This is a genomic window from Flagellimonas nanhaiensis, from assembly GCF_003382275.1.
GTDB classification, from domain to species: domain Bacteria; phylum Bacteroidota; class Bacteroidia; order Flavobacteriales; family Flavobacteriaceae; genus Flagellimonas; species Flagellimonas nanhaiensis.
In genome coordinates, this window is sequence record NZ_QTJX01000001.1 from 1,242,053 (window position 1) to 1,257,160 (window position 15,108).

The following is a 15,108-nucleotide window of genomic DNA, read 5'->3' on the forward strand; positions in this document are numbered from 1 at the left end:
TAACCACTATATGAACAAGATCACAATCCTATGGGTAGATGATGAAATCGACCTGTTGAAACCCCATATACTTTTCCTTGAAGGTAAAGACTACAAAGTAGTTACCAGTCAAAGCGGGCAAGATGCCCTTGATGAAATAAAAAAGTCATTTTTTGATATTGTTTTCCTTGATGAGAACATGCCCGGGCTATCTGGTCTGGAGACCTTGAACGAAATCAAAAAATATGACGCCTCCATACCTGTGGTAATGATTACCAAGAGCGAAGAGGAATACATCATGGATGAAGCCATAGGCTCCAAAATAGCCGACTATCTCATCAAACCGGTCAATCCAAACCAAATATTGCTTTCACTCAAGAAGAGTTTGGACAACTCTCGGTTGGTTTCTGAAAAGACAACAGCAAACTATCAGCAAGAATTTAGACAGATTGCCATGGACCTCTCCATGGTAAACTCCTGTGAGGAATGGACCGAACTATATAAAAAACTCATTTATTGGGAGCTGCAACTGGAAGAGATTGAGGACACGGGAATGTTTGAAATCTTGGAATCCCAAAAAGTAGAAGCCAATACACAGTTCAGCAAGTTCGTTGACAAAAACTATACATCTTGGTTTCAGGATGGCGAAGGCCCTATCATGTCACACACCTTGTTTAGAAAAAGGATTCGGCCAGAACTGGAGGACTCCAAAACATTGTTAGTGGTCATAGACAATCTAAGGTATGACCAGTGGCTGGCCTTTGAAGAAACTCTGGGTGTACATTATAAAAAGAAACAAGAAGCCTCCTATTTCAGTATTCTTCCAACGGCAACCCAATATGCCAGAAACGCAATTTTCTCGGGCTTGATGCCCTTGGATATGGAAAAGAAATATCCGAATTGGTGGAAAAATGATACCGATGAAGGTGGAAAGAACCTTTTTGAAGCGGAGTTTCTAGGAGCACAATTAAAACGTCTGGGGCTTGACCTAAAATGGGAATACCATAAGATCAACAATCTAAAACAGGGAAAACAGCTTGCACAAAATTTCAGGGGCCAAAAAGAAAACGACCTTACTGTTGTAGTCTACAATTTTGTTGACATGTTGTCCCATTCCAAAACCGAAATGGAAGTGGTCAAGGAGCTCGCCTCAAACGACAAAGCATACAGGTCTCTAACACTGAGTTGGTTTAAAAATTCTCCGCTCTTGGAAATTATTCAGCAAGCGCAAAACTTGGGGATGAAATTGATTTTGACCACAGATCATGGCACCATTAACGTGAAGCAACCCTCAAAGGTCATCGGAGATCGGGAGACCAGTCTAAACTTGCGATATAAAACAGGGAGAAGTTTGACTTTTGAATCCAAGGATGTCCTTTTCACCAAAAAACCACAGGAAATCCATCTGCCCAATATAAATTTGAGCAGCAGCTATATTTTCGCAAAGAATGATTTGTTCTTTGCCTACCCCAACAATTACAACCACTATGTGGGTTATTATCGCAATACTTATCAACATGGAGGAGTTTCATTGGAAGAAATGATTGTTCCTTTTGTAGTTTTGGAGGCAAAATAAATTGACGTGAAGACAGAGTTTGAGCTCTCGGAAATTAGAGATATTGCCAAGGTTTTATTGGAAACCGTTCCAAACAAAACATTGTGCTTTTATGGTGATATGGGTGTGGGTAAGACCACATTGATAAAAGCCCTGGCCCAAGAACTCGGTGTTGCGGATAATGCTAACAGTCCAACCTTTGGTTTGGTGAACGAATACCAAAATAAAGAAGGTGATGTACTTGCTTATCACTTCGATTTTTATAGAATAGAGGATGAAACTGAAGCTTTGGATATGGGACTTGAAGATTATTTGAATAAGAGGTCTTGGATATTTATTGAGTGGCCAGAAAAAATTGCTTCTTTGCTTCCAGAATCAAACGTAGGTATTTACTTACATTTCATCGATGAAAACAAACGTTCCATCGAGTTTAATCAAAATTGAAAGCAATTCCACATATCTTCTTCAATAGTTTCAACTGGTACGCAAATAGTCGATAAAAAGCAGAAAAAATAAGTTAAAATGCAATTTTTATCGGTAAAATGCATTGTGGGTCGGGAATTTTTCCTACATTAGCCATTGAAATGAATTCATTTATTAACCAAAAACTCTTTTACGATGAACACTAAAAGACTATTTTTTGGATTACTAGCTGTTGCTTTTTTGGCGATGACTGCTGTTTCTACCAACGTTATCGACGTTGATCAAGATCAAACAGTGCAAGTAGATAAGAAGAAAATCGGCAAGCAGTAAGAAGAATTAAAAGATCATTTCTTTTGAGCCCCTCTTTATGAGGGGTTTTTTTATACAATAAAACCATGCATCCGTAGTTATATGTGTATGCGCGGCCAAAAGAAAATAAGAAAAAGGTTTGTTATTGAGGGATTTATCACCCTAGTAATAGCCTTGTCCCCTGTATTATTTTATAGCTACAAATACATGCCCAACGATACGGAGACGTTGGATTTTATTCTTTTTGAAATTTCTTCAAACGGATTTGCCGATGCCCGTACCGCGGTTTGGTTTTATTTGCTCAAAATTATTCCCCTGATACTTTTGATTTTGTGGTTCGTAACCAATAAACAATGGTGGTACCATGCAATCCTGATTCCCATTTCCATGTACAGCTTCCAGCTGTACAGTGTTTTTACCAACAGCTCCCAAAAGGTTGACGAAAACGAAGTGTTCTATGTCATTGCTGTCACCATGGTAGTAGTGCCTGTGGTATATTTCATCCGTGTTAAACTCATTGACAAGCACGTGCACGGAATAGATCTGGATGCCATGGATACCGAACTGCAGATTTTAAAGGAAAAGGAAGAACTGCGAAAGGAAAGAGAGAAACTGGAGCAACGCCAACAGACCCTTTCAAAAAAAATGTAAATTTGTTTTATCCCTAAAGGGAGCCTTCATTTTTACATTGTATGAACCGACCGTCCTCTCCATTTAGCAAGCAACAGCTTTTACCCCAAGAAGAAACATTGGAGATTCTTAAGCAGAAGGGCGAACTGTTCATAGGTATCCCTAAAGAAAACCAATATCAGGAAAAACGTATTTGCCTAACCCCCGATGCTGTAAATGCCATTACTGCACATGGACATAGGGTACTTATAGAATCTGAAGCTGGAGAAGGTGCAAATTTTTCTGATGATGACTATATCACTGCTGGAGCAGAGATAACCAGGGATACAAAAAAGGTTTTTTCCTGTCCGCTCATTCTCAAGGTCGAACCCCCTACTCTTTCTGAGATTGACTTGTTGAATCCTCAGACCATCATCATTTCTGCTTTACAGATAAAGACACAGAGCAAAGAGTATTTTGAGGCCATGGCCAAAAAAAGATTGACCGCGGTTGCTTTTGAATACATAAGGGATGAAGGTGGAAGCTACCCGGCCGTTAGATCCTTAAGCGAAATCGCCGGCATCTCCTCTATATTGATTGCCTCCGAGCTTCTGGCCACAACAAACAAGGGGAACGGTTTAATGTTTGGGAATATCAGCGGAGTACCCCCTATAGAAGTGGTTATAATTGGAGCTGGGACGGTGGGCGAATTTGCATCACGTTCCGCTTTGGGCCTAGGTGCCAATATAAAGGTCTTTGATAATTCTATCACCAAACTAAGGAACCTACAGACAAGTCTTAACAGGACCATTTATACTTCCACAATTCAACCCAAAAATCTTTTGAAAGCACTAAAACGTTGCGATGTTGCCATTGGTGCTACCCGGGGAAAGGACCGCTCACCCGTAGTGGTCTCCAGTTCCATGGTGGAAAATATGAAAAAGGGAGCCGTGATTATTGATGTGAGTATTGACATGGGAGGTTGTTTTGAAACCTCCGAAGTGACTACTCACAACAAACCGACAATTGAGAAGTATGGGGTCATTCATTATGGTGTTCCCAATATCCCATCCAGGTACCCAAGAACATCTTCCATTTCCATAAGCAATATATTTACTCCTTATCTTCTTAAGATTGGGGAAGATGGCGGACTAGAACACTCCCTACGTTTTGACAAAGGACTGAGGAACGGCCTATACATGTACCATGGTATTTTAACGAACAAATCTGTGGGCGATTGGTTTGGACTAACTTATAACGATATTAACTTTCTTATTTTTTGATGTAGATGGCATTTTTGCGACGATTGGGATGGTATTTGGTTGGACTGTCCATTGGTGTAGTGTTCTTAGTATTCTTTCTTAAAAAGAAATCCGGTGAAAATGGTATAGAATTCTGCTATTTTCCAAATTGCCGGGTATTGAAGGATATGAGATCTAAACCTTTACAATTTGGTGAAGAGCTTTCCTTATCCTTTAGGGATACCGTTTTGGTCAAATCCTTTTTTACGGATGGAGATATAGATTTTGGCAGCAGTGATACCAAATCAACTCCATGCAAAACCTACTCCATTGCCAATTCTGTTGATGGAAAAAATCTGTTGATGACGGCTAAAAATTGTGAGGATGTTGTGGTAATCGAGTTGATAGAACAAAACTAGTTCCTCTACTCCTGCTCCCTTCGTTTTTTTTCTTTCTTCAAAAGTGTAAGCTCCCTTGTAGTCTGTCCAGCTACCGAAGTATTTTCCTCTGCCCTTCGTATCAAGTAGGGCATAACATCCTTGACCGGACCATAAGGTACATATTTTGCCACATTATATCCTGCTTCCGCCAGGTTAAAAGTAATATGGTCGCTCATTCCGTATAGCTGGCCAAACCAGATGTGGGTATTGGAGACTTCCAGGTTCATAGCTTCCATTTGGTCTATGAGTTTATAGGAACTTTTCTCATTATGGGTCCCCGCAAAAATTGAAAACCGATCCAAATGGTCCATAATATACTCCACCGCAGCATCAAAATTTTCATCGGTTTCTTTCTTCGATTTACAAATTGGACTGGTGTACCCTTGCTCATCGGCCCGTTCATTTTCTTTTTCCATATATGCTCCACGAACCACCTTTAAACCTACTTTAAAGTTTTCCGATTCCGCTATTTGGTGTAATTTTTTGAGATACTCCATCCTATCCCATCGATACATTTGAACAGTATTGAAAACCACCGGTTTTTGTTTGTTGTATTTGCGCATCATCTCAAGAACAAGATCATCCGCGGCATCTTGCATCCAACTCTCTTCGGCATCAATTAGCAAGGACACATCAAGGTCGTGGGCTTTTTTGCATACCTGATCATATCTGTTTACCACTCGCTGCCACTCTGCCGACTCCTCATCACTTAAACTTTCCTTGGAACTGATTTTCTCATACAGCTTTAACCTTCCAAATCCCGTTGGTTTAAAAACTGCAAATGGCATGGCATCCTTCTCCTTTACAAAATCCAAAACTTCCAGTGTCTTGTTCAAGGCAAAATCAAATTGATTATCGACTTCTTTTCCTTCTACAGAATAATCAAGGATAGAGGACACTCCTTTGTCAAACATTTTATCAATGCTTGGAATACAATCCTCTTCATTGACCCCACCACAAAAATGATCAAATACTGTGGCCCTAATCAACCCTTCTATGGGCAAGTGTGCCTTAATGGCAAAATTGGTTACCGCAGTACCAATCCGTACCAAGGGCTCATTGGCAATAAGTTTGAATAAAAAGTAGGCACGTTCTAATTCAGAGTCTGTTTTTAGTTGGAATGCTATTGCTGTATTCTCAAAATTTGGATGCATTATTGTGAATCTTTTAACAAACCAAATATAAGTAGGTATTCTAGAAAATTATCCATAAAAATAACCTTATTTAGCACTGTAATTTGTTTTATGGAATCCATTAAGTCCCACTCATACGAGGTACACCTGGAAGAGCTTGCAGAAGCGGCCCTCAACCAGCATGTTGAAAAAATCAACTACTCCAGGATTTTCCTATTGGTAGATGAAAATACCAGGGCTCACTGTCTGCCGGTTTTTGAAAACAAATACAAGTATCGAATCGATACCATTTTGGAAATTAGGTCTGGGGAAGAGAACAAAAACATAGACACTTGCCAAAAGGTATGGCAGTCTCTTTCTGATAACAATGGGGACAGAAAAAGTTTGTTGATCAACCTAGGGGGCGGTGTGCTGACCGATTTGGGTGGTTTTGTAGCCTCAACCTTTAAAAGAGGTATTGACTTCATCAATATTCCTACTACTCTGCTCTCTATGGTAGACGCTTCAATTGGAGGAAAGACCGGAATCGACCTCGGTCCGTTGAAAAATCAGATCGGAGTCATCAACCAACCACAAATGGTTTTGATCTTTCCTGAGTTTTTGAAAACCGTGGAGGAAAGACAAATAAGAAGTGGTTTTGCTGAAATGCTAAAGCATGGGCTTATCATGGATTCAAATTATTGGTCCGTGCTGAAAGAGGAGGACGATTTTTCGGCATCCCATTACATTCAAAAATCCATTGCACTCAAAAATGAAGTTGTGTTGCAAGATCCTACGGAACAAGGGCTTCGTAAAATTTTAAATTTCGGCCATACTTTAGGGCATGCCATAGAATCCTATTTTTTAGAAAACCCCTCGAAGCAAACCCTTTTACATGGCGAAGCCATCGCTATCGGGATGATTCTGGAAGGTTATTTATCACATGAACTGAAAGGACTCCCAAGATTATCGTTACAGGAAATAAAGGACACTTTTCTTCGACAATTTGATAAGGTGGAGTTCGATAGTGACGATATAGATGCTGTTTTGAAGCTCTTGAAATACGACAAGAAAAACTCCCATGGGGATATCAACTTTGTATTGTTACAGTCTATTGGCAAGGCAGTTACGGATGTTAAAGTACCTGAAGAACTTTTCCTTAAAGCATTTGCTTACTACAAAGAATAGCGACTACATATACTAAATCTCGGCGTTTACAACTAATTGAATCCGTCAAATCCAAAAATTCATAGTTTAGGTTAAGAAACAACAAAAGCCATCAACTATGAAACGAGTATTGATAGATTACAAAAAATTAGACCACAAAACTGCAGCGGCCCTAATAGATTCTTATCCCTACGGATATGGTGACGATGATATCATCACACTTAAAAAACCCAGTGGTGAAATTATTGAAGCGGTTGAAGTGAAAACCAGCGAAGCCATCTATTTGGTAAAAATCAGTAAAAGTCTTTCAAACTTTATTTCAAACTTTGAAGAAGCTATAGTAAAAGAACTTGATAAGGGCACAGATAAGGAAGCTGTTCTTAGCGACGATGACAACCAAATGAATGATTCAGACTTTGAGTCTGAAACGGACAATGAAAACGAAGGCTTATTGTAAATTTTTACGCTAAAGGTATCTTTCTTTGATGATTTTCAAGTGGTGGGCCTGGTGACCGCAAATGATGAATCCCATTGCGCGAGCACTCATATCCGAACCACTGGCATTGCCAACTCGCTTGAGCATTTCATCATCAAAAGATTGAAATAGTTTGATGGTGGATTCCCTCACCGCTGCGTACTCTTCCAACAAATCCTTTTTGGACCTGCCTCCGGCATTGCATTCCGGAATATAATCATCCTGGTCAAATCCTGCCAACGGGGTTTTGTCATTTCTCCCAAAACGTAATGCCCGGTATTGAAAAACCCTTTCTGCATCAATAATATGCATCAGCAGCTCGGCCAGAGTCCATTTTCCTTCAGCATATGCAAAACCCAACTTAACTTCAGGAATGTTATTGATCAGTTCATGAAAAAGTTTTTTCCCCACAACCAACTCGTGCAATAGTTCTACCTCTCCTACTGAAAGGATATAGTTATGGTAATAAGGGTTATACTCTTCGGGGTTTAAATCCGAGGGTTTCATAAGCAATAAAAAATCTTGTGGTTACAGTTCATTGAAAATGGTGTGCATCAAACGTTTTTTATCGTTGATGCTCTCCTCCAATGAAATCATGGTCTCAGTTCTGCTAATACCATCAATGTCATCTATCTTGAAGATGATGTTTTTGGCATGGGTGGTATCTTTTGCCCTGATCTTACAGAAAATATTGAATTTCCCTGTGGTGATATGTGCCACAGTAACATAAGGAATTTGATTTAGGCGCTCCAATACAAACTTGGTCTGATGGGTCTTTTCCAAAAATATTCCAACATAAGCTATAAACGAATATCCCAGCTTAACATAATCCAATGTCAACGACGAGCCTTTGATGATACCTGCCTCTTCCATTTTCTTTACCCTAACATGGACGGTTCCGGCAGAAATCAATAATTTTTTGGCTATATCTGTAAAAGGAGTCCTGGTGTTGTCAATCAACATATCCAGAATCTGGTGGTCAATTTCGTCTAATTTTACTTTGCTCATGGTGTTAGTATTTTCAGCAAAATTAGTGAATTAAGAAAATAAACGTAACAGAATTGCTTTTTTTTTAAATAAAATGCAAGAAAAAGTCAAAATCACTGTTTCTATTTCGCTTCTTGAATAAGTTTAAGAACCTCCTTCATGGCCGACAAGGTTTTAAGTTGCTCAGAATCAATACAATCATATTCTTCATGACCGTAATAACCTTCTAATGAGCCAATTTCGATGATTTCCGGGATAAATTCTACGGTATTTTCATTCAAAACCTCTTTATAACGAATACCTATTTTATCCTTGTCATTAAGATTCAAGTTTAAAACTCTAGGGTTTTCCACCAAAATGTCATAAAAGAGTTTCTTGTTTTCTGGAATGGTAAAATAATCCTCAACATCGTATTCCAGAATAGTATCTGAGGCAATGCTTTTAAGGCATTCCATCAAGGCAATAAAAATGTATTCCCGGGTTTTCTCTCGATTGTAGTCCTTTGGACTATGTCCAGCCTCAAACAAAATCGTGGGCACCCCTCTCATCTGAAATGCATCGCCTACGCAATTATCATTAAATGAATCATCATATCGCCCCACCCGATTAGGAATCTTTTGCTGCAAAATGGTATTCATGGCCACTATCAATCGCATCGCCATCTCCCTAGATGGAGTAATTTCACGTTCTGCATTGGCAGCGGGAGATAAAAAAGACACCGAGGCGGGCTTATCTGTATTACCGGCGCTAAAAAGGGTTCGTTGATCGTGGAGGTTAAGGCAGTAATCCGGACTGAATGCCTCAAAAACCTGTCTAAGGGCTACACTTTCTGGCTGGGTGAGGTTTTTAGCATCACGATTTAAATCGATTTGGTTGGCATTGACCCTGGTATATGCTTTTGCCCCGTCGGGATTTAGTATCGGAATAATCAAAAGTGTACATTCTTCCCTAAGCAACTTTGAAGCTTTCTCATCTTTTAAGAAGTTCATCAAGTCCAAAACTGCTTTGGTAGTGGTCGATTCATTTCCATGCATCTGCGACCACATCAAAATCTTTTTGGTGCCCTTTCCAATTTGGATAGAATAAATGGGTCTACCTTCTACAGATTTCCCAACCTCAGATATTAGTGTTGAGGGTAGCGAATTGAGCCATGTCTCTTGAAGATTTTCAAGCGTTACATATCTTCCGTTAACCGAGTGCTCCTTGAATTTTGAATATCCCAATCTAAAACCGTCTTTAAAGATGGTTACAAAAGTAAATTAAAGAAGCGTCACAAATGTAACATCAATTTTTAAAGTCTTGTTACAATTGTATCGTCTTTAGTTATTGGTTTGCGATACAATTGTAATCATGAGCAAGTGTAACATAAAATAATTCTATTGATTTTATTTAAACATCATGTTAAGAGTTAATTATAATACTTTATATAATGTGATAGTTTATGTATTATACCAATTACGAAAACGATTTGTTTGTAGATCAAACTACACTTTAGTAACTTTACATTCAATTCGATTACATTTGTGGACAAGTCAATTTTAGATAGGGTTAAAGTCGTTATGGAGCACTATGGGCTGACCATTTCTTCCTTTGCTGACAAGATTGGCGTGCAGCGATCAAGCATCTCCCATCTTCTAAGCGGAAGAAATAAACCCAGTCTGGATTTTGTAATGAAATTGACCAATACCTATCCCGAAATAGATTTGTACTGGTTGCTGCATGGCAAAGGTGAGTTTCCAAGTACAGCGCCAAAAGACACCTCCCCCACTTTGGAATTCTACGAAGACTTATCAACTCCAAAGAATGAAAACAAAAAAGCTCCTGAAAAAAAAATATTAGAGCCGTTGGACAAAAAGGTGCTCCGTGTCATGATTTTTTATACGGATGGTACATTTGAATCTTTCAGTGAAAAAAATTAAGTAATCAACTTTCTAAATTTGTTTCTTTCCTCTTACCTTGCGTCCCATGGCAAGATTTCTACTTATTGGCGCTGTTTTCATTTTCTTATTTGGATGTCAACAGCCTCCTCAACGTAATTGTTCTGATTTTAAAACTGGAGATTTTTCATTTACCACCGTTATCGACGGTGAAGAAAAAACGACCATCTTTCATAGAACCGAGGACATAGAGATTGACTATTTTGAAGGAAAACAAGATACCTCTTCCATACGGTGGATCAATGATTGTGAATATATTCTAAGGAACATCAATCCTAAGAGTATGGCAGAGGAAAAATCCATCCATATTAAAATATTGACTACTTCCGATTCTTCATATACTTTTGAATATAATGCCATCGGCGATAAAAGGAAGTTTAAAGGAACCGCATTTAAAACACACTGACCATGTTTGAAATTTTTTCTAGTCCAGATGCCTGGATGGCACTGTTGACCTTGACCTTTTTGGAAATTATCCTTGGGATAGACAATATTATATTCATCTCCATTGCAGCAGGAAAGCTGGAAAAGAAAGACAGAGCCAGAGCTACAAATCTAGGACTGGCGCTAGCTATGGCCATGCGTATTGTTTTGCTGTTCGGTATTACCTGGCTGACCAGCATGAAAAAGCCTTTTTTGGTCATTGATCAATCCTGGATTACTGGTGGTATCAGCTGGCAAGCAGTTATTTTATTTGCTGGCGGACTCTTCTTGTTGTACAAAAGCACCAAGGAAATTCATGAGAAGGTGGAAGACCGGGGTCACGATGAACGCGAGGTAACCAAATCCCGCTCGTCCTCTCTAACAAATGCTATTATTCAAATTACGGTAATCAATATTGTTTTTTCATTTGATTCCATTTTGACCGCCATAGGTATGACCAATGGTATATCTCCCAACCCAAATGATGCCCTCATTTTAATGATTACAGCGGTTGTAGTATCTGTCATCATCATGATGCTTTTTGCAAACCCTGTCGGCAATTTTGTCAACAGACACCCTTCAATCCAAGTATTGGGACTGTCTTTCTTGATTCTCATCGGGTTTATGCTTATTGCAGAAGCAGCACATCTATCTCACTTGGTGGTGTTTGATAACGAAGTAGGTGCAATTCCAAAAGGGTACCTCTATTTTGCCATTGCATTCTCTTTAATGGTAGAGTTTTTAGACCTACGGATGAAGAAGAACAAAAAACGTCATGAAGAGGATATTGTAGAAAAACCCTAACTAGTTAGGTCTTTCATATTCAAGCTCAGGGTTTAGCTTTTTGTGTTCCTTGAAAAGTTTTTGCTGCTGTTTTACGGTCAAGGTACTTCCATCATGACTCCAGCCTGGAGGGCCAAAAATGTACATGAGTTTGTCGGAGATTTTGTTGGATTTTTTGACATCGTTCCAAATATCCTTGAATTCATGGGTGAGAATGACAACTGGATTGTATGAGTTCGGAGAATGAATCACTCCGTATTTCACATCTATTTTATCATCAAACTCTTTCCATGTCCCAAACATCTTATCAAAGATGTTCAGAAATCCACCGTGATTTTTATCTAGATACTCCACATTTTGTGCATGGTGCACCTGGTGCATAGTGTGCGTATTGAAAATCCTTTCCAAAAATCCCAACTTGGGTATGTAGACCGAATGCAACTGAAATTGCCACAAGGCCTCTACGCCCAAACAAATCAAAACCATCTCTGGAGGGAAGCCTATCGCCGGCATCCACATATAAAAGAGCGGTTTGTACAAAATTGTAAACCATCCGTTACGAACGGCAGTTCCTAAATTATAGTTGTCCGAGGAATGATGTACGATATGCGCTGCCCAAAGTATTCGAATTTCATGATTTGCCCTATGGAACCAATAATAGGTAAAGTCATCAGCCAATTGACATAATAACCAAACATACCACGCATATCCGAATGAAGCGTAACCTAGAAGGTTTTGTCTAGCTCCATCTACCATAGGATTACAGAGCTCGTAAACCGATTCAAAAAGAACTATAGCGAAAATAACCTTGAACAACGGGCCCAATAGTGCGGAACCTACTCCCATAAAACCGCTTGCCGCCAAGTCTTTCCAATTGTACAGTTTATCATCCCCATGTGTTTTACTGTACGCAAGTTCAACAAGAATAAAAATTATAAAGACCGGCACGCCGTAAATCAACGGGTTGGTAAAATCCATAAAGTGGGGGTTATACAGTGATGGTTAGAATTTTGTTGGGCCTAAGCTAACCATAATAAGCATTAAAACAAAGTAGGCTGATCAGTATTTCCATCTGCAGACTCCGTGTTGTCAGAATTATCTGAAGGGGCGTCCACGGGCTCTTCTCCAACCACCTCAATCTCTTCCGGAACCTGTTCTTTGGGTTCTTCAAAAGGTAAAGGTTCTAATGCATTAATATTCTTCACTTTATCTGCGGTCAATTGATTTCCCATTGCCTTAATTCCCTTAATGGCTATGAAATTTTCAATATCGACTTGCTGATTCGGTTTGGCATCCTTTCCTCTGGGTTTCGAAAATTCTATTTCAATTACTGGCCTCCAGTCGGTAGAAACCAACTCCAAGAAAGATTTTGGATGTTCCGAAATGACCAGCTCCTCCCTATTTGGGTTCTCAATTAAAAACCGTTTAAGGTAATAGCGTTCTTTTTCACCATCATAATGGACTACGGAAAGTGCTTTCTTCGGATTCCATTTTTCCAAGACGATCATATCCTCATTGAATCGCATCAACAAATCCGGGGGCACTGTTTTTACCTTTCCATTTTGCTCAACGATCAATAACAGGTCGTCTCCTTTGAAGTCACCAAGCAGTTCTCCCCTGCCATCCACATTCAAGCGGCTTACCACATCATCGAACCAGATTTTTCTGGGCTTCAATGTGGATACACCTTTTTCTTTGAGTTCAATACGTTTTACGGCATATTTGGTAACCAGATTCCCTTTAGACGCTCTTCCTTTGATCAGCACGTCTGCAAAATCCAGGTCCCATTTCAATTTTTTGATACTTCCGGACTGGCGTAAGAGCACTGTGATTGTCTCAGCCTCACCATTGGGATTAGCTGAAAAATATAGTACGTCTGCACTAGCTTTACCTCCAGCAAGGTTGTACATTTTATCACGGGTTACCCCAGAAACATTGAACCTTTTTATATAACTAGGCCCACCCTTACCATCTTTGTACACCATATTATAAGTGGTGCGGTTGTCCTTCTTCTTGAAAACAGCCACATGGATAATGTTCTTTCCAATAAAGGTTTTGGAATCCACTTTGGTGACCATCATTTCTCCCTTTTTGGTAAAGACTATGATGTCGTCTATGTCACTGCAGTCGGTAACATACTCATCTCTACGCAGCGATGTTCCAATAAAACCTTCTTCCCTATTTACATACAGTTTGGTGTTACGAATGACCACCTTGGTGGCCTCGATATCATCAAAAATCTTGATTTCAGATTTTCGCTCACGCCCTTTGCCATATTTCTTTTTGAGTTCCTTGAAATAATCAATGGCATAATCCACCAAATGCTCCAAATGATGTTTGGTTTGAGCTATCCGCTCATCCAAACTTTCAATAAGCTGTTGGGCTTTTTCCAAATCAAACTTGGATATACGTTTGATGCGAATCTCCGTCAAACGTACGATATCGTCCTCTGTAACTGCCCTTTTCAGATTCTTGGTGTGCGGTTTAAGACCTTTGTCTATAGCTGCTATGACCCCTTCCCAAGTCTCTTCCTCTTCAATATCCCGATAGATTCTGTTTTCAATGAAGATGCGTTCCAAGGAAGCAAAATGCCATTGCTCCTCTAATTCGTTCAGTTGAATTTCCAATTCTGCTTTAAGCAATTCCACTGTGTTTTCAGTGGAGCGCTCCAACATTTCCCTTACTCCGATAAATAAAGGTTTGTTATCCTCAATGATGCACCCCAAGGGAGAAATTGAAGATTCGCAGGATGTAAAAGCATATAGGGCATCAATGGTTTTATCCGGAGAAATACCACTTGGCAGGTGTACCAAAATCTCTACTTCAGCAGCGGTATTGTCTTCTATTTTTTTGATTTTGATTTTTCCTTTGTCGTTGGCCTTAAGGATAGAATCAATCAAACTAGAGGTATTGGTACCATAGGGAATTTCATTGATTACCAGGGTATTTTTATCCAAGGTGGAAATCTTGGCCCTGACCCTGATCTTACCGCCCCGCATACCTTCGTTATAGTTGGTTACATCTATGATGCCTGCCGTGGGAAAATCAGGAAACAATTTAAAACGTTGGCCTTTTAGGTGTTTAATGGAAGCATCGATAAGCTCATTAAAATTGTGCGGGAGAATTTTTGTGGAAAGTCCAACAGCAATACCTTCCGCACCTTGTGCCAACAATAATGGAAACTTTACCGGAAGGTTTATGGGCTCCTTTTTTCGCCCATCGTAAGACAACTGCCATTCAGTAATTTTTGGGCTAAAAACCACATCTAGCGCGAACTTCGACAGTCGAGCTTCTATATACCTAGGGGCCGCTGCACCATCTCCCGTTAAAATGTTCCCCCAGTTTCCTTGGGTGTCAATTAATAGGTCCTTTTGGCCAATCTGTACCATGGCATCAGCAATACTGGCATCTCCGTGAGGATGGTACTGCATGGTGTGCCCCACAACATTGGCCACCTTGTTGTAACGACCATCGTCCAATTCCTTCAGTGCATGCATAATCCTGCGTTGCACGGGCTTAAATCCATCTTCAATGGCCGGCACAGCACGTTCCAAGATTACATAGGAGGCATAGTCCAAAAACCAGTCTTTGTACATTCCCGTTACCTTGGTAAGGGTGTCCTGGCTTTCTAAACCTTCTTCGTTCAGTTCTTCATTCTCTTCCATTCA

17 protein-coding genes are annotated in these 15,108 nt (G+C 39.7%); 11 read left to right on the forward strand and 6 right to left on the reverse strand.

Features of this window, described 5'->3' with window-relative positions:
* Positions 1–10: 10 nt before the first annotated feature.
* From porX to DX873_RS05680, 6 genes are all read left to right on the forward strand, one after another.
* The gene (gene porX, locus DX873_RS05660; protein ID WP_116183519.1) at positions 11–1,555 is read left to right on the forward strand and encodes a T9SS response regulator signal transducer PorX; all 1,545 of its coding nucleotides are present in this window, start codon (positions 11–13) and stop codon (positions 1,553–1,555) included.
* A gap of 6 nt (positions 1,556–1,561) precedes the next feature.
* Positions 1,562–1,978: a tRNA (adenosine(37)-N6)-threonylcarbamoyltransferase complex ATPase subunit type 1 TsaE gene (tsaE, locus tag DX873_RS05665; RefSeq protein WP_116183520.1), complete on the forward strand. Its 417-nt coding sequence runs from the start codon at positions 1,562–1,564 to the stop codon at positions 1,976–1,978.
* Positions 1,979–2,152: 174 nt separating this feature from the next.
* Positions 2,153–2,287: a hypothetical protein gene (locus tag DX873_RS19140; protein WP_262510993.1), complete on the forward strand. Its 135-nt coding sequence runs from the start codon at positions 2,153–2,155 to the stop codon at positions 2,285–2,287.
* 186 nt (positions 2,288–2,473) lie between these two features.
* Positions 2,474–2,917 carry a hypothetical protein gene (locus DX873_RS05670; protein ID WP_232520868.1) on the forward strand — a complete coding sequence of 148 codons (444 nt, stop codon included), beginning with the start codon at positions 2,474–2,476 and terminating at the stop codon, positions 2,915–2,917.
* A gap of 41 nt (positions 2,918–2,958) precedes the next feature.
* On the forward strand, positions 2,959–4,158 hold the full coding sequence (locus DX873_RS05675; RefSeq protein WP_116183522.1) for an alanine dehydrogenase: 1,200 nt from the start codon (positions 2,959–2,961) through the stop codon (positions 4,156–4,158).
* 5 nt (positions 4,159–4,163) lie between these two features.
* Positions 4,164–4,535 carry a DUF4258 domain-containing protein gene (locus DX873_RS05680; protein WP_116183523.1) on the forward strand — a complete coding sequence of 124 codons (372 nt, stop codon included), beginning with the start codon at positions 4,164–4,166 and terminating at the stop codon, positions 4,533–4,535.
* Positions 4,536–4,540: 5 nt separating this feature from the next.
* On the opposite strand, the gene DX873_RS05685 is transcribed toward DX873_RS05680, so the two are convergent.
* Positions 4,541–5,710 carry a proline dehydrogenase family protein gene (locus DX873_RS05685; RefSeq protein ID WP_116183524.1) on the reverse strand — a complete coding sequence of 390 codons (1,170 nt, stop codon included), beginning with the start codon at positions 5,708–5,710 and terminating at the stop codon, positions 4,541–4,543.
* A 90-nt stretch (positions 5,711–5,800) separates the two neighbouring features.
* Here DX873_RS05685 and aroB point away from each other — a divergent pair, with 90 nt between their 5' ends.
* A complete protein-coding gene (aroB, locus tag DX873_RS05690) occupies positions 5,801–6,856 on the forward strand; it encodes a 3-dehydroquinate synthase (protein WP_116183525.1) in 1,056 nt (351 codons plus the stop codon).
* Between the two features lie 97 nt (positions 6,857–6,953).
* On the forward strand, positions 6,954–7,292 hold the full coding sequence (locus DX873_RS05695; RefSeq protein ID WP_116183526.1) for a hypothetical protein: 339 nt from the start codon (positions 6,954–6,956) through the stop codon (positions 7,290–7,292).
* Positions 7,293–7,301: 9 nt separating this feature from the next.
* On the opposite strand, the gene DX873_RS05700 is transcribed toward DX873_RS05695, so the two are convergent.
* The 3 genes from DX873_RS05700 to DX873_RS05710 all read right to left on the reverse strand — a co-directional run bounded on the left by DX873_RS05700 (position 7,302) and on the right by DX873_RS05710 (position 9,520).
* Positions 7,302–7,817, reverse strand: coding sequence for a DinB family protein (locus DX873_RS05700; RefSeq protein ID WP_116183527.1), 516 nt, complete (start codon positions 7,815–7,817; stop codon positions 7,302–7,304).
* Positions 7,818–7,838: 21 nt separating this feature from the next.
* Complete coding sequence (locus DX873_RS05705) at positions 7,839–8,318, reverse strand: Lrp/AsnC family transcriptional regulator (protein ID WP_116183528.1); 480 nt, start codon at positions 8,316–8,318, stop codon at positions 7,839–7,841.
* Between the two features lie 101 nt (positions 8,319–8,419).
* Positions 8,420–9,520 carry a M14 family metallopeptidase gene (locus DX873_RS05710; protein ID WP_116183529.1) on the reverse strand — a complete coding sequence of 367 codons (1,101 nt, stop codon included), beginning with the start codon at positions 9,518–9,520 and terminating at the stop codon, positions 8,420–8,422.
* A gap of 300 nt (positions 9,521–9,820) precedes the next feature.
* Here DX873_RS05710 and DX873_RS05715 point away from each other — a divergent pair, with 300 nt between their 5' ends.
* The 3 genes from DX873_RS05715 to DX873_RS05725 are packed head-to-tail and all read left to right on the forward strand — an operon-like array spanning position 9,821 to position 11,461.
* Complete coding sequence (locus DX873_RS05715; RefSeq protein WP_232520869.1) at positions 9,821–10,216, forward strand: helix-turn-helix transcriptional regulator; 396 nt, start codon at positions 9,821–9,823, stop codon at positions 10,214–10,216.
* A 46-nt stretch (positions 10,217–10,262) separates the two neighbouring features.
* A complete protein-coding gene (locus tag DX873_RS05720; RefSeq protein WP_116183531.1) occupies positions 10,263–10,640 on the forward strand; it encodes a DNA topoisomerase IV in 378 nt (125 codons plus the stop codon).
* 2 nt (positions 10,641–10,642) lie between these two features.
* Positions 10,643–11,461 (forward strand): TerC family protein, encoded by an 819-nt coding sequence (locus tag DX873_RS05725; RefSeq protein WP_116183532.1) that lies wholly within the window; start codon positions 10,643–10,645, stop codon positions 11,459–11,461.
* On the opposite strand, the gene DX873_RS05730 is transcribed toward DX873_RS05725, so the two are convergent.
* Positions 11,462–12,418: a sterol desaturase family protein gene (locus DX873_RS05730; RefSeq protein WP_116183533.1), complete on the reverse strand. Its 957-nt coding sequence runs from the start codon at positions 12,416–12,418 to the stop codon at positions 11,462–11,464. It abuts the gene before it with no gap.
* Between the two features lie 62 nt (positions 12,419–12,480).
* Positions 12,481–15,105 (reverse strand): DNA gyrase/topoisomerase IV subunit A, encoded by a 2,625-nt coding sequence (locus DX873_RS05735; protein WP_116183534.1) that lies wholly within the window; start codon positions 15,103–15,105, stop codon positions 12,481–12,483.
* Positions 15,106–15,108: the final 3 nt, after the last annotated feature.